This window comes from Enterococcus sp. AMC1252 (assembly GCF_058216515.1).
In genome coordinates, this window is sequence record NZ_CM177097.1 from 3,226,880 (window position 1) to 3,250,228 (window position 23,349).

The 23,349-nt window shown below is 36.0% G+C and carries 18 protein-coding genes and 2 other annotated features; of the genes, 5 read left to right on the forward strand and 13 right to left on the reverse strand.

Annotation, left to right across the window (positions count from 1 at the left end; translation table 11 throughout):
• Positions 1-7 precede the first annotated feature (7 nt).
• Together AC4BB5_RS15255 and AC4BB5_RS15260 are read right to left on the reverse strand one after the other, a co-directional pair.
• Positions 8-1,651, reverse strand: coding sequence for a peptide ABC transporter substrate-binding protein (locus AC4BB5_RS15255; RefSeq protein ID WP_490456945.1), 1,644 nt, complete (start codon positions 1,649-1,651; stop codon positions 8-10).
• 138 nt (positions 1,652-1,789) lie between these two features.
• Complete coding sequence (locus tag AC4BB5_RS15260; RefSeq protein WP_490456946.1) at positions 1,790-2,512, reverse strand: gamma-glutamyl-gamma-aminobutyrate hydrolase family protein; 723 nt, start codon at positions 2,510-2,512, stop codon at positions 1,790-1,792.
• Positions 2,513-2,766: 254 nt separating this feature from the next.
• Positions 2,767-2,995 (forward strand) — a binding site (T-box leader).
• Positions 2,996-3,461: 466 nt separating this feature from the next.
• On the opposite strand from AC4BB5_RS15260, the gene AC4BB5_RS15265 reads away from it, so the two are divergent.
• From AC4BB5_RS15265 to AC4BB5_RS15275, 3 genes are all read left to right on the forward strand, one after another.
• Positions 3,462-4,103, forward strand: a complete 642-nt coding sequence (locus tag AC4BB5_RS15265) for an amino acid ABC transporter permease (protein WP_490456947.1) — start codon at positions 3,462-3,464, stop codon at positions 4,101-4,103.
• 201 nt (positions 4,104-4,304) lie between these two features.
• Positions 4,305-4,940: an amino acid ABC transporter ATP-binding protein gene (locus AC4BB5_RS15270; protein WP_490456948.1), complete on the forward strand. Its 636-nt coding sequence runs from the start codon at positions 4,305-4,307 to the stop codon at positions 4,938-4,940.
• A 12-nt stretch (positions 4,941-4,952) separates the two neighbouring features.
• Positions 4,953-5,771, forward strand: a complete 819-nt coding sequence (locus AC4BB5_RS15275) for an amino acid ABC transporter substrate-binding protein (RefSeq protein ID WP_490456949.1) — start codon at positions 4,953-4,955, stop codon at positions 5,769-5,771.
• 65 nt (positions 5,772-5,836) lie between these two features.
• Here AC4BB5_RS15275 and wrbA read toward each other — a convergent pair whose 3' ends face one another.
• The 11 genes from wrbA to AC4BB5_RS15330 form a co-directional block, all read right to left on the reverse strand.
• On the reverse strand, positions 5,837-6,445 hold the full coding sequence (wrbA, locus tag AC4BB5_RS15280) for an NAD(P)H:quinone oxidoreductase type IV (RefSeq protein ID WP_490456950.1): 609 nt from the start codon (positions 6,443-6,445) through the stop codon (positions 5,837-5,839).
• A gap of 247 nt (positions 6,446-6,692) precedes the next feature.
• Positions 6,693-7,004, reverse strand: coding sequence for a rhodanese-like domain-containing protein (locus tag AC4BB5_RS15285; RefSeq protein ID WP_490456951.1), 312 nt, complete (start codon positions 7,002-7,004; stop codon positions 6,693-6,695).
• A 187-nt stretch (positions 7,005-7,191) separates the two neighbouring features.
• A complete protein-coding gene (locus tag AC4BB5_RS15290; RefSeq protein WP_490456952.1) occupies positions 7,192-8,658 on the reverse strand; it encodes a glycoside hydrolase family 1 protein in 1,467 nt (488 codons plus the stop codon).
• Between the two features lie 346 nt (positions 8,659-9,004).
• The gene (locus AC4BB5_RS15295) at positions 9,005-9,325 is read right to left on the reverse strand and encodes a hypothetical protein (protein ID WP_490456953.1); all 321 of its coding nucleotides are present in this window, start codon (positions 9,323-9,325) and stop codon (positions 9,005-9,007) included.
• 24 nt (positions 9,326-9,349) lie between these two features.
• Positions 9,350-10,006: a hypothetical protein gene (locus AC4BB5_RS15300; protein ID WP_490456954.1), complete on the reverse strand. Its 657-nt coding sequence runs from the start codon at positions 10,004-10,006 to the stop codon at positions 9,350-9,352.
• A 63-nt stretch (positions 10,007-10,069) separates the two neighbouring features.
• Positions 10,070-10,603: a hypothetical protein gene (locus AC4BB5_RS15305; protein WP_490456955.1), complete on the reverse strand. Its 534-nt coding sequence runs from the start codon at positions 10,601-10,603 to the stop codon at positions 10,070-10,072.
• A gap of 10 nt (positions 10,604-10,613) precedes the next feature.
• On the reverse strand, positions 10,614-13,265 hold the full coding sequence (locus AC4BB5_RS15310; protein WP_490456956.1) for a fibronectin type III domain-containing protein: 2,652 nt from the start codon (positions 13,263-13,265) through the stop codon (positions 10,614-10,616).
• A 361-nt stretch (positions 13,266-13,626) separates the two neighbouring features.
• Complete coding sequence (gene abc-f / locus AC4BB5_RS15315; protein WP_490456957.1) at positions 13,627-15,228, reverse strand: ribosomal protection-like ABC-F family protein; 1,602 nt, start codon at positions 15,226-15,228, stop codon at positions 13,627-13,629.
• A 444-nt stretch (positions 15,229-15,672) separates the two neighbouring features.
• Positions 15,673-16,074 (reverse strand): FosX/FosE/FosI family fosfomycin resistance hydrolase, encoded by a 402-nt coding sequence (gene fosX, locus AC4BB5_RS15320; protein WP_490456958.1) that lies wholly within the window; start codon positions 16,072-16,074, stop codon positions 15,673-15,675.
• 139 nt (positions 16,075-16,213) lie between these two features.
• On the reverse strand, positions 16,214-18,727 hold the full coding sequence (leuS, locus tag AC4BB5_RS15325; RefSeq protein WP_490456959.1) for a leucine--tRNA ligase: 2,514 nt from the start codon (positions 18,725-18,727) through the stop codon (positions 16,214-16,216).
• A 162-nt stretch (positions 18,728-18,889) separates the two neighbouring features.
• Positions 18,890-19,132, reverse strand: a binding site (T-box leader).
• Between the two features lie 51 nt (positions 19,133-19,183).
• Complete coding sequence (locus AC4BB5_RS15330; RefSeq protein WP_490456960.1) at positions 19,184-21,262, reverse strand: LysM peptidoglycan-binding domain-containing protein; 2,079 nt, start codon at positions 21,260-21,262, stop codon at positions 19,184-19,186.
• Positions 21,263-21,558: 296 nt separating this feature from the next.
• Between AC4BB5_RS15330 and AC4BB5_RS15335 the strand changes: the two genes are divergently transcribed.
• Positions 21,559-22,215: a DUF1700 domain-containing protein gene (locus AC4BB5_RS15335; protein ID WP_490456961.1), complete on the forward strand. Its 657-nt coding sequence runs from the start codon at positions 21,559-21,561 to the stop codon at positions 22,213-22,215.
• A 1-nt stretch (position 22,216) separates the two neighbouring features.
• Positions 22,217-23,248: a DUF4097 family beta strand repeat-containing protein gene (locus AC4BB5_RS15340; protein ID WP_490456962.1), complete on the forward strand. Its 1,032-nt coding sequence runs from the start codon at positions 22,217-22,219 to the stop codon at positions 23,246-23,248.
• Positions 23,249-23,349 lie beyond the last annotated feature (101 nt).

Here is a 23,349-nt window from a genome sequence, read left to right on the forward strand (position 1 = left end):
TCATAAGTTATTCAACATAAGCCAAACGATAAGACACGGTTCTTCCAAAAGGAAAAACTTGTAGCTCTTTTAATCTATCTGATTTTAAATAACCAATTGCCCCTTGATATAGAGGCAATACAGCTGCATCTTTTTCAATCAGTGTTTCTTCTAGCTCTTTTAATTTATCCCAGCGTTTTTCTGGTTCATTTGCTAAAGTGATTCTAGCGTCGTTTAATCCTTTATCATATTCAGGATTGTTATAACCAGCTGTATTCAAACCACTTTTAGAATCATAAAACTCTAGAAAATTGATTGGATCAGCGTAATCAGGTGTCCATGTACCAAAAACTAGGTCGAAGTTACTAGCTGTTTGCAAGTCTAAACGGTTTTGCAATGGAACTGATTTTAACGTAATTTTTAACCCAGGTAAATTTTGTTGCAACTGCCCTTGAACATACTCAATCGTCTTTTTCGCAAGCGCGGAATCGGCTGAAAGTAATTCTAATTCAATTTCATCTTTGCCTAACTCTTTCTTAGCAGTCTCCCAGTTTTTTTGAGCTGCTTTTAAATCAAATGATAGAAAATCTCCATTTTCTTTACGGAAATCTTCCCCTGTTTTAGGATCTTTCGCAAAATCCTTTGGCACAAAACCATTGATTGCAGTTGAACCATCACCTAAAATATCTTTTGCGAACGTCTCTTTATCAATTGCTTGTAAAATAGCTTTACGAGCGTTAACATTTCCTGTGACTTCTCTTTTATGGTTAGGACTTAAATAACCCACCATTGCTTTAGGTGTAAAATGTGCTTGTGGGGAATCTTTATATTGCAATGCATACGTATCAGCTAAAACAGTATAATCTAGATCCCCCGCATCAAACAGATTGGTTCCAGTTCCAATTTCTTTGACCACTTGAACATCAATCGTATCTAGTTTGACATTTTTTTGATCCCAATAATCTTTATTTTTCGTTAGTTTCCAATTTTCTTTATTACCATCCCAACCAGAAATCACAAATGGGCCATTTCCAACAAAGTTGTCTGCCGAAGTTCCGTAGGCCTCGCCTTTTTCTTTGACAAATTTTTCATTTTTAGGCATAAATGGTGTTCCTACCAACACTTGTGCTAAATAGGGAATTGGATATTCCAACGTCATTTCTAACGTTTGATCATCGATAGCTTTTACTCCAAGCTCATCTAGTTTAGCTTGACCTTCGCGGATTTTACGCCCATTTTTGAAAACATCCATTTGGTTACTGCTACTTGATCCAAAGCTTGGGTCAACAACATTTCTAAAAGAAGAAACAAAATCGCCTGCTACTACAGGATCACCATTGCTCCATTTTGTCTCTTTTAATTTGAATGTATAAACTAATCCATCTTCACTGACAGTTGGTTGACTAGCTGCAACTGCTAGTTCTGGATCATGATTTTTGTCCATGCGATAAAGTCCTTCGACAACCTGACCAATCATATCTGAACTGTATACGTCCGTATAATGAGCACTGTCCAATGTGGATAACTCCCCACCAGAAGCGACTTTAATCACTTGTTGTACATTCTTATCATTGTCTTTTTTTTCACCCGATGAACTTGTTCCTTTACCTCCACTACAAGCAGTCAATAATAAACTTGCCGCCAAAACAAAAACACCAAACTTTTTCTTCATTCTCTAATTCCTCCTCTTTTTTAAAGTTAAACAGAACACATAATTCCAAAGCATTTTAGAAAATCAACTACAGTCTTTTTTTGACTTTCAATTAATTTATCTAGTTTTCGAGAAAATAGTTCTGTAAAGTTAAATAATTTATAATTCTTCCACGACATAACGAAATACAGCCATTTCTTGTTCCAAATGATCGTAAGCAAAATCAGGATGCCACTGTACCCCTAAAAATGTTAAGCTTGGATCTTCACTTTCCACCCCTTCAATAATCCCATCTTCACTGACTGCTGTGACTCTTAGCTTATCAGCTAATTTTTTTATGGCTTGAAAATGAAATGAATTGACGGTTGTTTTTTCACCATAGAGATTACGCAGAATACTCCTATTCTCTGTACGAATCTGATGAGTAGGAATTTCTCTAGACACAGGCACCTGCATATGGGAAATTTGCGTATTATTTATGTGACTGATATCTTGGTACAGACTGCCGCCAAATGCCACATTGACCAGTTGCAAACCACGGCAAACTGCAAAGATTGGTTTCTTTTGCCTAACAGCTTCTTTAATCAACGCTAACTCAAATTGATCTCTTTCATCAGATAGTGAAGCTTCTTCAACTTGGTTTTTTTCTCCATATAGTCTGGGTGATACATTTTGCCCGCCTGCTAAAATCAACTTATCGATTTGGGCAATGTACTGCTTCGCTAAATCAGGAGGACCCACTGGCAATAGCAACGGCAAACCGCCAGCAATTTGAACTGCTTTCACATAGCCACAAGGAGTATAACTAATAGGTAAATGATACAACCTGGCTCCCGCATCTTCAATTTCGTTCGCTGCAATTCCAATAATCGGCCGCCTCAATACACATCACTCCTTTTTACTTTCCGACAATAATTGTACATAGTTTATCAGATATATATGTGAAAGGATAGTATAAATAGAAACAGTGCGATAGTTTTTCGCTATCACCATTTACTTACTTTTTAATAGGAAATAACTATTTCCATTTTACCTCAACTTTGCTCAATCAGTTACTTTTATGCTTAAAATACGTTGTTTTCTGAATTTTCCAAACAAAGAGTTATTGACAAGTGGAAAAACTGGTGGTAAAGTTATAAAAAACAAAGAACAGAAGAGTACCTTTATTTTTTCTAAAAGAGAGTCTTTGGTTGGTGGAAAAAGACAGAATGATAAAGCGAACCACATCTGGGAGTTAACTTTTTGAATGGACTAGTAGGAAAGTTCGGGGATGCCCGTTATAGCATGAGAAGTCTATGACTTCATGAGGTTATCGTTGTGAAGCGATAATAAAAAAAGGTGGAACCACGATTTTACGTCCTTTGGCTTAGTTGCCAAAGGACTTTTTTTGTTCAAGATCCTACTCCGTTTCCTTCTGAGATTTGAAGGAATACGATTGAACTGATGATGAACAATTCCAGCACCTACGGAAGAAATCTTAATTAGCAACTTTAATAAAAAGCTAAACATAAATTTAAATAAAACTAACGCACATAATCAGAACAAGTAACCATTGACCACTTCCTGACAGAGACTTTTTCATCTGCTGAGAGAAAAAGCTGGAAACCATTGATGAACACATCTGATTCAGTCATTTTCTGAATCAAGTAAGAAAATGCGGTACTTCTCCGTTATCAGAAAAGAATCTTTAGTGTATCTAAAGATTCCATGAGGTTAATCCTGCGAAGGATCAACAAATTGAGGTGGAACCACGATTCTTTCGTCCTCTTGGCATACTTGCCAAGGGGACTTTTTTTACACTTACAACAAATTAAAAATTGGAGGAAAAAATATGGACTACATTTTAGAAATCATGCCAGCTTTATTAGATGGCGCAATCATGACATTGAAAGTATTTATTTTTACACTGTTAGGCTCGATTCCGCTTGGGATCTTAGTTGCCTTTGCTTTGCAAACAAATTTCAAACCTTTAAATTTTCTAATCAATATCTATATTTGGTTAATGCGGGGAACACCATTATTATTACAACTTATTTTTGTTTTCTATGGTTTGCCATTGATTGGAATCGTTTTTGAACGCTATGATGCAGCCTTGTTTGCTTTCATTTTAAATTACGCAGCCTACTTTGCAGAAATTTTCCGAGGCGGTATTCAGTCAATTCCAGAAGGTCAATATGAAGCAGCGAAAGTGTTACGTTTAACACGATTTCAAACTGTCTCACGAATTATTCTACCTCAAGTAATCAAAGTCGTGTTACCATCTATCGGCAATGAAGTGATTAATTTAGTCAAAGATACTTCCTTGATTTATGTACTTGGTTTAGGAGATTTACTACGAGCGGGAAAAATTGCGATGAGTCGCGATGTCAGTTTACTACCTTTAGTTTTAGTTGGCATTATTTATCTTTTATTAACTGCAGTTTTGACTCTGGCTTCAAAAAAATTAGAAAAACACTATCAATATTATAAGTAAGCTTAGACAGCTCCTATACTTTTACTTTGAAACAGACTAATTATTACGACGAATCAATGAATTGATAACGATTGATATAAAATGACTGTAAAGAGCATTGTTGTTATGTATCATTTAATATTGAAAAGTAGATGATAGCGCGAGACAAAACGTTATTATCCGGCTTTATGAGTGAGCACTTTTAAATTTAGGAGGAAAATCATGTTACTAATTAAAAACTTGACCAAAAGCTTCGATGGTCGTCGAATCATCGATCAATTGAATTTAGAAATTAAAGATGGCGAGATTCTAACAATCGTAGGACCCTCAGGTGGTGGAAAAACAACTTTATTACGCTGTTTAGCGGGTCTAGAGACGATTGATTCTGGGGAACTCACAATGGATGGCGTACCATTTAATCCTGTTGAAATGGATAACGCCGATCAAGTGGTTGGTATTGTTTTTCAAGATTTCCAATTATTTCCTCACCTTTCCGTACTGGATAATGTCACTTTAGCACCTATTCTTGCTTTAAAACAAACGAAAGAAGCTAGTGAGGCAGAAGCTAGTGATCTGCTGACAAAATTTGGATTAGGCGGAAAAGAAACACTTTACCCATATCAATTATCAGGAGGTCAAAAGCAACGCGTTGCGCTTGCTCGGGCTCTTGCTATGAAACCTAAAGTTCTAGGCTATGATGAACCGACCAGTGCTCTTGATCCTGAACTTCGTCAACAAGTCGAGGAAGTAATCCTATCCTTAAAAGCTCAAGGTATGACCCAAATCGTGGTCACTCACGATATGAATTTTGCTGAAAATATTGCCGATAACTTACTCACAGTGACCCCTGTTCAGTAGAAAGGATATATTATGAAGAAAAAAAACTATCTTATACTAACCCTAGTGACTTTACTTGCTATTTTGTCGATCGCTGCCTGTGGTAGAAAAAAGACAGACACAGATCAATGGTCACGAATCAATTCTGAAAAACGTGTAATTGTTGGGTTAGATGATTCCTTTGTTCCAATGGGATTTCAAAACAAGTCGGGGGAAATCATTGGTTTTGATATCGATTTAGCTAAAGCAGTTTTTGATTTATATGATATCAACGTCGACTTCCAATCTATCGACTGGTCTATGAAAGAAAATGAATTACAAAACCAGACAATTGATCTGATTTGGAATGGTTATTCCAAAAGTAATGAACGAGAAGAAAAAGTGCTTTTCAGTGATGAATACATGAAAAATGAACAAGTTGTCGTCTCTTTAAAAAAGAATAACATCAATAACTTTTCAGATATGAAAGGTAAAGTTTTAGGTGCTCAAAACGGTTCCTCCGGTTATACAAGTTTTGAAGCACAACCTGAGATTTTGAAAAATTTTGTGAAAGACCAGAATGCTATTTTGTATGATGGCTTCAATGAAGCATTTATGGATTTAAAATCTGGTCGAATCGATGGCCTATTGATTGATCGTGTTTACGCAAATTATTATTTGTCTCATGAAGATAATTTAGCCGACTACTCCATTATTAGCGGTGGTTTTGATAGCGAAGCTTTTGCTGTTGGTTTACGAAAAACTGACAAAATGCTGGCAGAAAAAATTAACCTTGCCTTTGAAGATCTCAGAAAATCCGGAAAATTAGCTGCTATTTCTAAAGAGTGGTTTGGAGAAGATGTGACTAAATGAACGTTCACCTTTATAAAATAAGTTTAAAAAAACCGTTAGACTAATCTAACGGTTTTTTGACTGTTCTACTCACTTAAATATTTACTTGCTACATCAACCAAACGTTTAGTTTGATCCTGAATCGCTGCTTTTACTTCATCTGCTTTCAGCATATTTCCTTCTCCGTCAATTGAAGCACTTGTTCCATACGGATTACCACCCGCTGCAAAAGTTGATGGATTTACATACCCAGCAGGTACGATGATTGCACCCCAATGTTGCATTACAGTATAAATACCTTGGATCACTTGTTCTTGTCCACCATTTGGATTTTGTGCAGAAGAGAATGCTGTGACAAATTTATTTGCTAATTTACCTTGTGCCCAAAGTCCGCCTTGTAAATCAAAGAATTGTTTTAATTGGCTAGCCATAACACCAAAACGTGAAGGAGAAGAGAAAATATAAGCATCAGCCCATAATAAATCATCGCTAGTCACTTCTGGAATCTCTTTACTTGCTTCAACGTTTTTACGCCATGCTGGATTTGAATCGATTGCTACATCAGGTGCTAATTCATGAACTTTTCTTAAACGAACTTCTGCACCATTTGCTTCTGCTGCTTCTTTGGCCCATTTCACCATTTGTGTACCTGTTCCTGTTGAACTGTAGTATGCAATTAATAATTTTGTTGTCATGATTTTTTCCTCCAATAACTGTTGTTTTCTTATCTACATTCCAATACTAACAAAAAGTAAGTAAACTCGCAAGAGTTTTTACTTACTAAAAATAAGTTTTTTAAAAAAAACAACTCAACTGGCTCTTTTCTTCAATACAAAAAGACTGGAACATAGTTCCAGTCTCGTAGAATTTAGATATACGGTAGGAGCTAAAGCAACTCCTTCCTATTTCAAGAAGTTAAATTCCTTTGCTTCAATCTCTTTTTTAATTATAATTATTTTCTTTGCCATCCCAAACTGACATACCTTCTGAAACAGAAACAACATTATAACCATAATTTTCAAGAAAAGAACATGCGTGTTCTGAGCGTACACCATGTTGACAAATGACATAATGTGGCTGTTCTCGATCAATCTCTGACATCGCTTCAGGCAGTGTGGATAAAGGATAGTTCTTTGCTGTAACGATATGTCCTGCCATAAACTCATCCACTTCTCGAACATCAATGATTGAAACTGGTTCATTGACTGTTAATTCAATTAATTCTTTTAATTCCTTGATTGATACTCTTTTCATCTTATTACTATTCCTCCTGCGGCTTTTTCAACCATCTGACTACTATTATTGAATTCTAGAATCAGCAAATTCGCCTCATTAGCAAGTATACCACTGTTCATTTTAACCACAACTTATTTTGTCTTTTTTGTGAATTTTATTAAAAAAGGCTTACTTCAAGTATGCTTTGAAGTAAGCCTCATTTTCACTACTCTTGTATGCCATTTGCTGCTATCAAATTTTTATACCAATAGAATGATTGTTTTCTAAAACGATCCAGTGTGCCATTTCCTTCATCGTCCATATCAACATAAATAAAGCCATAACGTTTTTTCATTTCACCCGTTCCAGATGAAACTAAATCAATGCATCCCCAAGGTGTATAACCGATCAAATCTACCCCATCTAATTCAACCGCATCTTTCATCGCAGCCACATGCTTACTGAAATAATCAATACGATAATCGTCTTGAATCGTCCCATCAGCTTCTATTTGGTCTACAGCCCCAAATCCATTTTCTACAACAAATAAAGGGACATTATAACGATCATACAATTTACACAAAGAAATACGTAACCCTAAAGGATCTACAGCCCACCCCCAATCTGATTCTTGTAAATATGGGTTCTTTACTGCTGGCATTTGATTGCCACCTACATATTTTACTTCATCTGGATTAGAAGCAGATACAGTTGACATATAGTAACTAAAGCCAATATAATCAACCGTTCCTTCTCTGATGATTTCGTCATCCCCGGCTTCTTTTTGGATCACAATATTTTCTCGTTCAAATTCTTTTATTTTATGAGCTGGATAGTACCCCTTAACTTGGACATCCATGTAAAATTCTTGCTCACGATTAAATTGAATTGCTTCCATTACGTCATCTGGATTACAACTCATTGGATAGCTCGGGACATAAGCGACCATCATTCCTATTTGGAAATCGGGATTGATCTCATGGCCTATTTTAACTGCTTTGGCACTCGCCACAAATAGATGATGCACCGCTTGATACTTCGCTTGTTTATCATTTTTATGAATACCTATTTGAGTCCAGCTTCGTAAAAAATTGATTTCGTTAAAGGTCATCCAATACTTCACTTTATCTTTGTATCGTTTAAATAATGTTTCACAGAAAAATAGGAAGTAATCGATTACTTTTCTACTTGACCAACCATCAAGTTTATCAGCTAAATACATTGGAATATCAAAATGATTGATCGTGACAATCGGTTCAATTCCATAGCTCAACAGTTCATCAAAAACTTTGTCATAAAAAGCTAATCCTTCTTCATTGATCTCCCTTGTCCCTTTCGGACAAATTCTAGACCAAGCAATTGAAAGTCTAAAACATTTAAAGCCCATCTCTGCAAATAAAGCAATATCTTCCTTATAATGATGATAAAAATCAGTTGCTACATGACTTGGGTAATATTGATTAGGATCAACGTATCCAACAGCTCCTTCTGGTAAAGCATCTCCTCTATCACACGTTTCAATTTTACCGTCTTTCGTTTTATACGTAATCATTCTTGGTGTTGTATGACTGCCTCCTGTAATAGCATCTAAAGTACTCAGTTCTTTCCCACCTGAAAGATAACCTCCCTCATATTGATTGGCAGCTGTTGCTCCGCCCCATAAAAAATTATCTGGAAATACAGATTTACTCATTGATCATTGCTCCTTACTCTATTTTTTTAGATAATCTTATTAACCTAGCCTACTCAATTTCATTGCTGAAACAAACGATTCATCGGCAATTTATATTTTCGTTTGTCGCTTAAAATAGAAAAACCATAATATAGGAAACATGACCAACTAATCGTCATCTTTACTATATTATGGTTATGCCTGAAAAAATCAGTTACATTCCGTTGTATTTAATTATAGCACAAAAGAAAGCGCTGTCAATCGTTCATCTGAGAAAGTTTAGTAGATTCTATATAAAAACCGAGCAATTCTGAATAGAAACATTGCCCGGTTTAAACCTATATTTATCTGAAAATAGACCATTTCTTTACTTTTGATTTTTTCTATGCGCTTTCCATCTGTTAAGCAATGCATAAAACAATAGCAGCACCAATCCAATCGGTGTTAGTTTTTCGATTATACTACCTGTATTGGGAAATTTCTTTAGTTCGATGTGCGTTTGTTTTGGTTGTGCTAATTTTGTATCTGTTGTTGATTCTAGTTCTTTTAACGGCGGTGTGTGTGCATCGTTTCCACCGATTTGCCCATAGATCTCTACATCAGTAGCAGCATAGGCAAAATCTTGATAAAAACTAAGACAGCTTGCTAAGAGAATGATCATGATAATGTGACAACCATATTGTTTCATTGTCCATCACAGCCTTTTATTAAATTATGGTGTTACACCCAGTGTTGTACCGTCTTTTTGGATAGAGGTAAATTTCAAGGTTAGTGTATAGTTTTCTGCTGCTGCATTTTCATTAACATCTGTAGGTAAACTAGCCACTGTTGTTCCTGTGTAGTTGAATTTAGCAGAATTAGCATATGCTGAAGCTGCATCGGTGTCTATGTTCAAACGTCCATCTTTATTTGCTAAACGCATCCAAACAGGAGCACTTGTCAAATCAACCAATGCGTTACTTTCTACTAAATTAGTCGCAGCAGGAGTTGCAACTAACCCATCTCCCTTAGCGTTGATCGTTAATTTGTCAACATATTTAGGTGTGCCATCCATTTTATTCAATGTCACTGCAACACCGCGACCTGAATTATTCACAATACTGTAGTCTGCTGACTCAATATTTTTGTGTGCACTGGCTGTTGTTGTGTGAAACGCCGTTGCAGTATCAACAGTAACATTAATCCACTCATCTGAACCTTCTGGAATATTCGTATCGGGTTCTGTATTGTCCAATTTACCGATCATTCCATTGATGATCACATCTGCCGAGTTTTCTCCATCGATTGTTTCAGCTGAAACTAGTTGTGTCAATCCTGATACGCTTAGACCTAGCATCATTGCAGTAAGTAAAAAGTTTGTTTTTTTCATATTGTTTCTCCCTCTATGTGTAAGATGATTTATTTTTAACAGAAAATCTGTCAAATACCGCTATTAGTTGTTGATACGAATTGTAATTCCAGCTTGAACTTGGCCACGTTTTTGGTTTGTCTTTGAATCATAAATATCAAATGTTGCCGTTGCTGGATGATCTCCTTGAGTAAGTTTTTTTTCTAGTTTAGCTCCATTTATCTCATATCCAGGTTGGATTGCTCCGGAGGAATAGATTTGTTCTTTGTTACTATCCAATCGAATGACTACATTGATAGGATAGCCGTTTTCGATTGGATTTTGAATGTATAAACTACCTTCACTATCACTCGTTTCAAATACAGCTTCTGATTTTATGACCATATTGAATTTGCTAGCATCCACTGCTTTTTGTTCGGCCTCTTTGACTTCTTTATCACTCATTTTTTTAGCACCTTTTGTATCTGGTAAATAATCACCCGATACAACTTGGACAGGTTCTGTTTTAGTCGAAAAATAATAATATAAACCACCTACTGATACAGCTAACAAAAACAACAATAGTAAAATCAGCAGTCGTTTCTTTTTCTCTTCGTTTGTTGGGTTTGTTTTATCCATTGAATTCCTCTCATTCTCCATTTTTTTCAACCTTGAAAGTTATTTTATATATTGGAAATACCGCTTGCTTTGTCGGATTGAAATATTTCCCTTTGAGACTTAGATTTTTTTGTTCATTAGCCTTTAAAATACCGATCGATAAAGGTTTGTTTGACAATTCACTAGTCAAAAAGTGCGGCGCTTCTTGGTCATTGTCTACAAGCATCTGCAAAGCAAGTTCATTTTGCCCAAAACTTCCAGAAAGAGTATCTAATAGTAACAATTGATTGGCAGCTGAATTTTCCTTTGTTAGATTAGTGATAGATATTTTGGTGGCTATGTTTCCTTTGTTTATGATTGGATAGTCCGTTGAAGATACCTCACCTTCTTGTAAAGTACCCAAGTCTTTATTTTGAGTCTGAAAAGCCATCTCGATAGGAACTTCCACTTTGATAATTTCTGTTACTGTTTGAAATTCGGTTAGAGGTGTCATTGCTAAAATAACTTCTTCTCCAGACGCCCCAGTAACTCTCACACGCACGTAATACGTAACATCTCCGTCAAGTCCTTTTAACTTTGTTGTAAATTGTTGATTCTTATCACCTGAAAGAGTTGCAGTTTGTGATTTTGTTGCGTCAACTGGGAAATCTTTATTCTTACTGTATTCCACTTTGACTTGTTGGTAATTTCCGCCATAATAGGCTTTTTGACCTGGTAACGAAGATTCTTCCCCATTAGAATAATCTGTCCACCTTCCTGTATCACTTGCTAATTCACCATTGATGATGGCTGAAGTCGTTGTGACCTCTGCTGCGATATTTTTCAGCTGTGGCTTTGTCGTAAATCTGGTAGCCTCAGAAAAATCACTTTCTCCTGCTTGATTTGTGACGACCATTTGAGCCCAGTAATCTGTATTGGGGTTTAAATCATCTAATTTTACTCTATAGATGGAATTCAGTACGGTATTATCTTGATCATCAAAATTATTTAATGTAACAATATGTTTCGCTTTTCTTAAATCGTTTGTATCTTCTTTAGTGGTAAATAGAAAGAATTTTACTTCGGTCGCTTGACTCCCATTATTGATGGATGATCCATACAGCGAAACAGATGTAGCTGACTCGCCAGTAGCAATCAATCCTAATTGGTCTGGAACATCTATAAATTCACTAAAAACAATTTTTGATGCACTTCTTAAGGCAAGTATTTCTTGTCCAGAAAATGGATCTGGTGAACCTACAATATTTGTAAAGTTTGTTCCTTGAACGCTTAAATCCGACGCTTCTTTAAAAATCTCTTGTGTGGGAGTGGTGTTTGTTTTATTTGAAAATGTCTCGATTTTTTGTAAATAGTTACTTGAAAATGATAAGTTATTTATGCCATTAGCACCATTTAGTCCTAATGTTCCAATGCTGACCGCAGCAAAAGAGACTCGCTTTGCTTTATTCATCTGAATTGCAAATGTGCTAGAAGCAGAGGTTGTAAAAATCCAACTATTGGCAACATCTATTGAAATATCAGCATTTTCAGCAATCGTCATGCCGCCTTTAGCGTTGTAAAGATTGATTGGCATGGGTAATTTGAAGTCCACTTGAGCATTTTCTCGAAAATCGAAGACTACTGGCTGCGTTTGATTGGAAGCAAAAAATTGATTTCTTGTGCCACCTGTGGCTAGCGTCACTTTGTCTAGATTGAAAACAGCATTTTTTTCGACAATATAACTGGGTGCTAAAGTACCATATGTCATATTACTGTTTGTCTGGATATCAAGTTGCGCATCTTCTCTAACTACGATTTGGGATTTACCTGCATAGGGATTTGCGGAAGAGCTACTTGTAGACCAAATAAATGCATCTGTTCTATTAGAAGAATGTTGGATTGAGGTGTGACCACTTTGAATTTCTACGTAATTGGTTTCTGCCCATTCTTGGGAGTATGTATTCGTTCCTCTTTGATCGATCCTGTTTTGCCCCCGCATAATGACCGACCCGTTTATGTTATAGATCATTTGACCATTTGTTGAATAATAATCGACACCATCAAAAATAAATGTCATATTAGCCGCCGAGCCGCCTGATAAAAAACCGTAATAGCCAACTGCTCCTGTACCATCAGTATTACCAAACTGCGTATTCCGAATTTCTATTACTGCATTTGTTTGATTCGCATAAAAACCACTAGTAGCCGAAGCCCCTTTATTATATGTAATAATGTGATTGGCCCCATCAATGATCATACGATCTTTAAGCTGGTAACCAGCTGAGCCTAAGTCAATATTATTCGTTAAACGAAATTTCAACTTTTGACTGTCTTTTAAATAGCCAGTCAAGGTAGTCGCTGAATCAACTAACCAAAAGCCATCTGCATCTTGTATCGAAGCTGCTTTTACCATGTTTTTTTCGTTTAGAGTATAATTATCTTCATCTATTAATTCATTTATATCATTATTATCTGTTATTTTTTCAACTTCAGCTACTTCATCTTCTGTAATGAATTCTTGACTAGATGAAGAGTCACTATCATGTATTTCTGACGAATCAGATACTAATGTTTCTTCCGTCGTCTCGGCTGTTGACGAGTTTTCTTCAATAGTTTGATCTATTCCAAAGGCATAGGACCAATCAATCGGAAAAATAATTAGAATGATAAAACTTATAAATATCAAGTGAATATTTTTTTTCATACCAGTCCTCCCTTACTTCTTCAAAAAAATAGAATGAAATTATTCCTTGTATTTATTATTGTATTGTAATTTCCAGTTAATTTCAATTTAATAACACAAGTTTTTTATATTTTATATATTTATTTTATATTTTACAATAAATGATTTTTGACTTTATATAGCTTTACTGGTGTTTCAGCAGATTTGTTTTGTTTTTCACAAATATTAAGTTTTCTTAAAGTTCTTCAAAATATCTCTATTTTTTGATAGTTTATAACCAAAACGTGCACTTTTTATTGAAATTAAAAGCCAGGAACAACAAGAACGAAATAAAAATGGCATGCATTTTTATTTCGTTCTTTAACTTTTTTATTAGTTTGGATTATTTAGAAGTGAGTACTTCCATATAGCTTCCTGTTTTTTTCTTGATTTTCTGCTGTTCAACAATTAAAAATGTATCAAACATTTTTTGTAAAAAGAATCGATCATGTGAAACAACTAACATTGTTCCTTTAAAATTTTCAAGTAGTTCTTCTATTTCCTCTCTCGTCTCGATATCTAAATGATTGGTCGGTTCATCTAACACTAAAAAATTGACTTCATTATGCATCAGCTTAGCCAATTCTAAGCGAATTTTTTCACCACCACTTAAAAATCGAACTTGTTGCTTCACGTCATCACTATAGAATGAATACTTGGCTAGCACACGACGGCTTTCTTGTTCAACTAGAGAACAAGCTTCTCCAAATGATTGTAAGATCGTTTGGTTGGGCTTTTCATAATGAATAATTTGAGGTAAATACCCTATTTTAAGATTTGTTCCTTGCTTGATTTCCCCACTGTCGAACTCTTCTAAAGCTAGAGCAAGTTTTAACAGTGTACTTTTTCCTACTCCATTTTCTCCTATTATTGCTGAACGTTCTTGCCAAAATAAAGAAAATTCTGCTTTATCAAATAACGTGCAATCAGCATATTTTTTACTAACCTCATTAAATTGGAGAACTTCTTTACCAGAACGATTCGTTTCTTTAAATTTCTTTCCGATTTTTGCTGTTTCATCTTTAGGTTTAGAAATCATCTGAATCTTTTCTAAGCGTTTCTCAAGTTGCTTCGCTTTTTTAAAGAACTTTTCATTATCACCTTCGTGCCCCCATTGTCTGAAACGGCGAATCGCCAGTTTTATTTTTTGTATTTCTTTTTGCTGTTGCTCAAAATCTTTCCTTAGTTTTTCAAGCTGCTCTTCTTTTTGCCGCTTGTACGCAGAATAATTTCCTTTGTACTCTTGCACACGACTATCTTCTAGTTCTACGATTTTTTCTACCGTGTTATCTAAAAATAAGCGGTCGTGAGAAACTATCAAATAAGCAGTTTTTTCATGAGTCAAATAGCCCTCTAGCCAGGTAATTCTTTTCGCATCTAGATGATTAGTTGGTTCATCTAGTAGTACAAGCTCATTTTCTTGAAGTAGTATTCTGGCTAAGGCAACAATCGTCTGCTCACCACCGCTTAACTCTGAAAACTTTTTCTCCAATAAATGATTGATCATTAAACCATTGGCAATCATTTCCAATCTATTTTCCATTTCGTAGCCGCCAGCTTGTTGAAATTCTTCTTGTTGTTGACCGTAACGAGTTAACAACTTGTCTAAGTCACAGTCTGGAATTGCCATCTGCTCTTCCAATCGCGTTAATTGTTTTTGAATCGAGTTCAATAGTGTAAATGTCTCTAATAAATACTCCCTTACTTGTTGGAGACTTACTTTCGGCATTTGAGCCAAGTAACCGATACGACTGTTCTTTTGGCACGTGACTGTTCCCGAATCAACCGTTTCAAATCCTGCTATGATTTTCAATATTGTCGATTTGCCTGAGCCATTTGTACCAATTAAACCTATTTTTTCCCCTTTATTGATTTGTAAATTTAATTCTTCAAACAGTGGTTCTGCTCCATAATTTTTAGTTATTTTTTGTAACTGTACTAACATCTTTTCCTCTTTCTGCCATTCAGACAGATCCACAATAACCAACATCTTCATCGTATATATTAATTTTAAAATAATTTTGGCATGCACAAAAAAGCTGAACATCTTTCCCGTCCAACCTTCAAATATTTACTATTAGCTATGGATTTCAACTACTCTGATTTGAGTTTAGAAATCAGTTCACTAATTTCTTGTTATTTTATGACTGACTGTTTTTAAGTAAATAAGTCTGAATGGTCTGTTTTATTTAATTTTTTATCCCTTTTTAGACACACTTGTCCCTTGAGATAAAAAATTGGAAATAATAACATGACAAAACGCTAGGTACGCTATGATATATGAACAGCTTGCTGTTATTTTTGACATGTTGACCATTGTACTTATTCACCACCTTCGTCATTTCTTAGATATATTGTAGCATGATGATTAAAATTGCGCAAAGTGAGTTTATTTCTTTCCCCTTTGATAGTACTCTAATCGTTCGTTTAAAGTTCCTGTATGCAGCTCAAATAAATGATTATCAAAATCATAGAAGTAAATAGAATTGGCTTCCCCTATTACTCGCGGACGTCCATTTTTTATTTCTAATCCTAAAGATCGAATTTTATTTAAGTAACTGTTATATTCACTTTCTTCGATTTTAAAAGCAATGTGATTATATGTCTTTGATGGTAATGACTCACCTTGCATAATCGCAATCCAAAGATCGTCGATCAAGAAAAATTTTTCTTGCGCTATTGAAAACGTATCAGCTCCGCTTGAATATACTTCATTAGCATCAAATATCGTTTCAAAAAATAGAGCTGCTCTTTCTAAATCTTGAACGATAAAGGTTAGATGACTAATCATTTTTTCCCTCCTATTTTAGAATAAACTGAAGAGGCTAGAACACAACTCTACGAGTCATATCCTAGCCTCAAGAAATCCGAGCAGAAACAACTACTCACTTCTCAGAGTTAACTACTTCTGTGCAACCGTCTCTTATAGTTTAATTCGCTACAATATTCACCAATTTATCTGGAACAACTATAACTTTACGTATTGTCTTTCCATCAATAAAGGATTGGATTTCTTCAGTTGCTAAAGCTTTTTCTTCCAATTCATCTTTACTCAATCCGCGAGCAACATTCAGCTTCGCACGAACTTTTCCGTTAACTTGAAAAACTACTTCAACTTCATCTTCAACTAATGCTGATTCATCATAAGCTGGCCAAGGAGCATTTGTTAGACTTTCTTCATTCCCAAGAATTGTCCATAGTTCTTCACCAATATGTGGTGCGATAGGTGCTAATAATTGAACAAATCCTTCAATGTATTCATACGGTAAAACATCGACCTTATTGGCTTCATTCACAAAGACCATCAATTGAGAAATAGCTGTGTTAAAGTGTAAGTTCTCCATATCTTCTGTCACTTTTTTGACTGTTTGGTTATATACTTTCGTCAAACGTCCATCATTGATAGTTGTGATGCGGTCACGCATTTTATTATTTTCATCTACAATCAAGCGCCATACACGATCCAAGAATTTACGGCTACCTTCAAGCCCGTTTTCACTCCAAGCAATGGATGCATCAAGCGGACCCATGAACATTTCGTACATTCTTAATGTATCAGCACCATATTTTTCTACAACATCATCAGGATTTACAACATTCTTCAATGATTTACTCATTTTAGCTGGTGATTCCTCTAGCTGTTCTCCTGTTTCAATATTGACCCAGACTCCGTCACGTTTTTCTACCATATTTGTAGGAACCAATACACCGCGGCTGTCACGGAAACTTTGACCTAAGATCATTCCTTGATTATATAGTTTTTGATACGGCTCTTTCGTCGGTACAACACCAATATCATAAAGGAATTTATGCCAGAAACGAGCATACAACAAGTGGAGTACTGCGTGTTCTGCTCCACCAATATAAATATCTACAGGTAGCCAACGTTCTAGTTTTTTATAGTTGGCAATTTCATTTTTATTATGGGGATCGATATAACGTAAATGATACCACGAACTTCCTGCCCATTGTGGCATTGTATTCGTTTCACGTTTACCTTTTTTACCAGTTTCAGGGTCAACTACATTGATCCACTCCGTGATATTTGCAAGTGGTGATTCTCCTGTTCCGCTTGGTTTGATATCATCTGTTTTTGGCAATCTCAGCGGTAATTCAGATTCTGGAACAGTGGTTGTCGTACCATCTTCCCAATGAATCACAGGAATTGGTTCACCCCAGTAACGTTGACGAGAAAACAACCAATCACGTAAGCGATAGCTAACTTCTTTTTTACCGACTTGTTTTTCTTCTAACCATTCATTTATTTTAATGATTGCTTCTTCCTTGTTCAAACCATCTAAAAACTCAGAATTGATGTGTACGCCATCACCTGTGAATGCTGACTCTTCAACATTTCCACCTGCTAGGACTGGAATGATATCGATATTGAATGTTTTCGCAAATTCGTAATCACGCTCATCATGAGCTGGAACGGCCATTATTGCACCAGTTCCATAAGAAGCCAGTACATAATCAGCGATCCAAATCGGAATTTCAGCCCCGTTAACCGGGTTTACTGCGTAAGCCCCTGTAAAGACACCCGTTTTTTCTTTAGCTAAATCAGTTCGGTTCAAATCAGATTTTTTAGAAGCTGCATCAATGTATGCTTCTACAGCATCTTTTTGTTCTGGGGTAGTAATTTTTTTCACCAATTCTAATTCAGGTGCTAAAACCGTATAGGTTGCACCAAATAATGTATCTGGACGAGTCGTAAATACAGTAAATTCATCTTCCAATCCTGCAACTTTAAACGTAACATTTGCGCCTTCAGAACGACCGATCCAATTACGTTGCATATCCTTTATACTTTCAGGCCAATCCACTAACTCCAAATCATCTAGTAAGCGATCTGCATATGCTGTGATTTTCAGCATCCATTGACGCATTGGTTTTCTGACAACATCATAACCACCACGTTCGCTTTTCCCATCGATAACTTCTTCATTTGAAATCACTGTTCCAAGTTCCGGTACCCAGTTAACCGCTACTTCTGCTTCATATGCTAATCCATGTTCATATAATTTAGTAAAAATCCATTGCGTCCACTTATAATATTCTGGATCAGTCGTATTGATTTCACGATTCCAGTCATAGCTAAAACCCAATGAATTGATTTGACGCTTGAATGTTTCAATATTTTTTTTAGTAAATTCTGCTGGATCATTTCCCGTGTCTAAAGCGTATTGCTCTGCTGGTAAGCCAAATGCATCCCACCCCATTGGATGTAAAACGCTATATCCTTGACTTCTTTTCATACGAGACAAAATATCTGTTGCTGTATAGCCTTCTGGATGCCCAACATGTAGTCCTTGTCCTGATGGATATGGGAACATATCTAGAGCATAAAATTTTTCTTTGCTTGGATCATCATGGGTAGTAAAGCTATTGTGCTTAGCCCAATATTTTTGCCATTTCTTCTCAATTTTTTTGTGATCGTAACTCACGATTTTCTCCTCCTATTTAAGTAACTTATTATTGTGATGTTTAATGGTGATTCACTAGTAATGAAACTTCTCTCCCGTTGGTCGCCAAGTATTGTTCATCATCCTACTCTGGCTAAGCCAATCGTAGTGATTCACAACAAAAAGTCCTACAGGAAAAAGTTCCTATAGGACGTGTGATCGACAACGTGGTACCACCTAAATTTACTTGTAGAATTACAAGCCTCAGCGTTGTAACGGCCGCCGCCGATCTCACTTAGTAAAGTGGAGATAATCATTTCATGATTACCTGTTACTTATTCAGTAAAATAACTCCAAGGCGAGTTCGAAAGCTTCTGTGTGTATTTTCACCAACCATACACTCTCTAAAACATGGTTCTTTCTACTATTCCTTTTCACTGTTTATATTTCTATCATGTGCTATCATACTACCAAACATTACAGTCAATATCAATTGTTTTATTTAACTTTCAATTTTTGACCAATATAAATCATATCGCTAGATAGACCGTTCATTTGTTTGATTTTTTGAACACTTGATCCATATTTTTGCGAAAGTCCCCATAAAGTATCCCCACTTTTCACAGTATGTGAACCTGAGGTTTGATTGCCACCTTGATTACCAGCTGAACTTGTTGAGCCGGTTGAGCTCCCTTGGCCTTTTTTCACAACCAAACGTTGACCTGGATAAATAATATCTCCGCTCAGACTGTTCCACTGTCGTAGATTAGCGATACTTATACCATTCGCATTCGCAATCGACCAAAGTGAATCTCCTGATTTTACAGTGTAATAAGAATTTGAGGTACCTGTGTTTCCAGAACCTCCTGTATTTCCTGTTGAGCCGCCAGTGCTGCCTCCCGTGTTGCCTCCACCTGCATTACCGGAGCCTTTTTTCACGATCAGTTTTTGACCTGGATAAATAATATCTCCACTCAAGTTATTCCACTGACGTAAATTAGCAATACTTGTGCCGTTTGCATTCGCAATCGCCCAAAGTGAATCTCCTGATTTTACAGTGTAATAAGAATTTGAGGTACCTGTGTTTCCAGAACCTCCTGTATTTCCTGTTGAGCCACTGTTGTTACCGCCAGTGTTGCCTCCACCTGCATTGCCAGAGCCTTTTTTCACGATCAGTTTTTGACCTGGATAAATAATATCTCCACTCAAGTTATTCCACTGACGTAAATTAGCAATACTTATGCCGTTTGCATTCGCAATCGCCCAAAGTGAATCTCCTGATTTTACAGTGTAATAAGAATTTGAGGTGCCTGCATTTCCAGAACCTCCTGTATTTCCTGTTGAGCCACCGTTACCGCCAGTGTTGCCTCCACCTGCATTACCGGAGCCTTTTTTCACGATTAGTTTTTGACCAACATAAATGACGTCACTAGAAAGATTATTCCAGCTCTTAATATTTGCAATAGACGTGCCATATTTAGCCGATAATGCCCATAAACTATCTCCAGCTTTTACAGTATGAGTGACATTTCCTGTGCTTGTCCCACCACCGGTATTGCCGCCTGTATTTCCACCTGTGTTGCCGCTACCTGTATTTCCGCCGTTATTTCCACCGCCTCCTGATGAAGGAGTATCATACTGAGTTAAGTTGTATGTTGTAATTATATTATTCAATTTTGTATTATAACCAGGATCAGTTGCATAACGTCCTGTTAGCCAAGCAGTTGCATCCTTGTATGAATTTGTGTTGCTCTTCCAAGCACCTGAATAATAATATACACCTGCTTGAAATGAAGTATTCCTTAAAACGTAGGCGTTATCTCCAAATGATTCTGAGTAAGACGGATATTTTCTAAATGCGGCATTTACTTGAACCCATTGTCCGTTAAGAACTTCCCAAGTCTTCATTGTGACAGATTGTCCTTGATAGCTTCCCTTTATTCCAAATAAATTATGGTTTGGAGCTGCTGATAATGTACTTCTTCCCCAATCACTTTCAAGAATTGCTTGAGCCATCATTACAGATGCATATAAATCATTCGCTGCTGCAACTGAACGGGCATGTCCAGCTATTTCAGCAATAAAGGTGCTCGGACTGATGCTTCTAGATTGCGCGGAAAATGCTGAACGCATCGCAAGATCTGGTGTTTTTGATTCATCCACTTCATCTGTTGAAGAGTTTGTCGTTTCTTCTGTAGATTCAGTAGTTTCAGTATTTTGTGTTGTTTCTGATGTATTTAATTCTGATGATTCTTGTGTTTCAGACGTTCCTTCACTTGAAGATGTTTCAGATTCTGTTGTCTGAGTTTCTTGTGTCATCGAATCGTTTGAGTCAGTCGTCGTTGTTTGTGTTTGAACGGCTTCTGTATGTGTAATAGTATCTGAGTAGCTTACTTGTTCACTTGGTGTTTTATCTTCTGTTGCTTCAGCTATTTTTGGTGCAGCAATAGGTGCAGCAATTGACGATACAACAATCGCAGAACTAAGCACAGTGGTTCCTTTTTTTAGCTGATCATAAGCAAGCTTGTTCTGTTCGGCTTTCCTCCGCTCTTTTCTTGATGTTTTGTACTTCTCCATAATATATCCTCCGAATTTTCTAAAAAAGTATTCTTTGAATTATAGTATACCTTTTTTCAAAGAAAATAGAAATATTTTTTTATTTTCTTTCATTAATGATAAAATAAAAACGTAATTTTTTTCTTTCTTTTTAATTATACAAAGTACCTGCTTTATTTTTCGATAGGACTAGGTCTCAAGTCTGATTCGTCTCTTTACCTTAGGCTGATTTTTTGATTAAGCACTTGTTATTACTTCAAAAAAAAATTATAGTGGAGAAGAAGTAGCAAGACTGTAAAATGAAATGGGGGAAAAAAATGAATAAAGAGCACTTTTTAATTGAATTAAAGATCTATTTAAAACCTTTGACTGCTCAACAACAAGCTTTTATCTTAAACAAATATGAAACAATTTTCGAGGAACGCTCAGCTGCTGGGGAGACAGAAGAAGAAATTGCCAAAAGTTTAGGGAAACCTCGAGGAATCGCTGAAGAAATCTTACAAGAGTTTGATATCACTGTTCCTGAGAAAAAACTTGAGCGAGATGGTTGGCAAGAAATTCAACCAGTTGTAAATAATGAATACTACTATGAAGAGGTACCAGAACATCCATATGATGATACATATCATTCCTATGAACGCCCTCGTCACAGCGGCCTTACACGATTTTTCCAAATCGCAGGCGTTCTTTCATTTAATTTTCTTTTAATGTTTTGGCTTATTTTTGCTTTTACTATGGTTTTATTTTCTTGTTGGTTAGTAGCTGGTGTTTTCTTGTTTTCGCCGATTTTAGGGGGTATTTCAGTCTTTTCAGGCTTTAATGATGGTACAATATTCCAATTATTCGTCAGTGTTTTCCTTTCGGGTTCTGGAATCATCGGGCTATTGATTCTAACGCCGTTAACCAAGTTTTTCGGAAAAGCATTGAGACGTTATTTACAATGGAATATTCGAGTTTTAAGAGGAGAGATTTAATATGAAAAAGACAACTGCTTTTTTTCTGTCCATTGGTATTTTAGCTATGATTATCGGTGGAATTGGTAGTGCGGTCTATTTTAGACGTGCTGAAAAATCTATGACAGATACAAAAAAACAAGTATATGAAATAAAAAATAAAAAAAGTACAGAAGAAATTCATCTTGACCTTTCAGGCAATGCCAGTTTCTATATTTTAACTGAAAATTCAAATAAGGTCGTAATGAATACTCGTAGTTCTATCCCTGTTTCACTCACTAGTTCCTTAGATGTTACGGAAAAAAATAATGAACTCGTTATTTCAGCAAGCAGTGAAAAGAAAAGACAAGAAGTAGACGGATTAAAATTGGACCTCTTCGATCGAGGTTCTGCTGTAACCTTAACGATTCCATCTAATACAAAACGTTTAGTCTTAGATGGAAAAGCAAATGGATCTATCAATCTTTCAGATGTTAAAACAAAGGCTCTATCCATTGAGTTAAGTAATGCTGAAATAAACGTTAACAATATCAATACTGAAAATTTAGCAATTGAAACAACAAACGGTGACCTTAACGTTTATACTGATGTTCGTACTGACGAAGCGGCATTCAAAACCACGAATGGCGAGATTCAGATCAATGATTTCACAGCTTCTAATTGGTCTGCAATTAGTACATCTGGCGATATTTACTTAAATACTGTCAAAGGGACAGCCAAAATAGAAACAAGCAATGGTGACGTTCAGGCAACTCATCTTAAAGGTGAAGCCGAAGTCAAAAATACCAATGGCGACTTTTCACTGTATGGAACAGAAATCCCTAAGAAATTGTCAGTTGAATCTCAATTAGGAAGCATTCAACTTCATACAGAAGAAATTTTATATGACGTAACGATCAAAGCCAAAACCAAGTTAGGTGATAGTACGATTTTTGGTAAAGAACGGACTTCTTATAAACGAGGAAAAGGGACAAAATCGTTCGACCTGCGAACTAATTCTGGTGATATCTCAGTTGAAGGACCATCAGATTATGAAGATGGAGAAAATGATTAACTCTCTTTTGATTGCAAAGCCTATACAAAAACTTTACAGTTTTTGTATAGGCTTTTTAATTGATTCCCAGATGTGTTCTTCATTATTTGATGTTATAATAA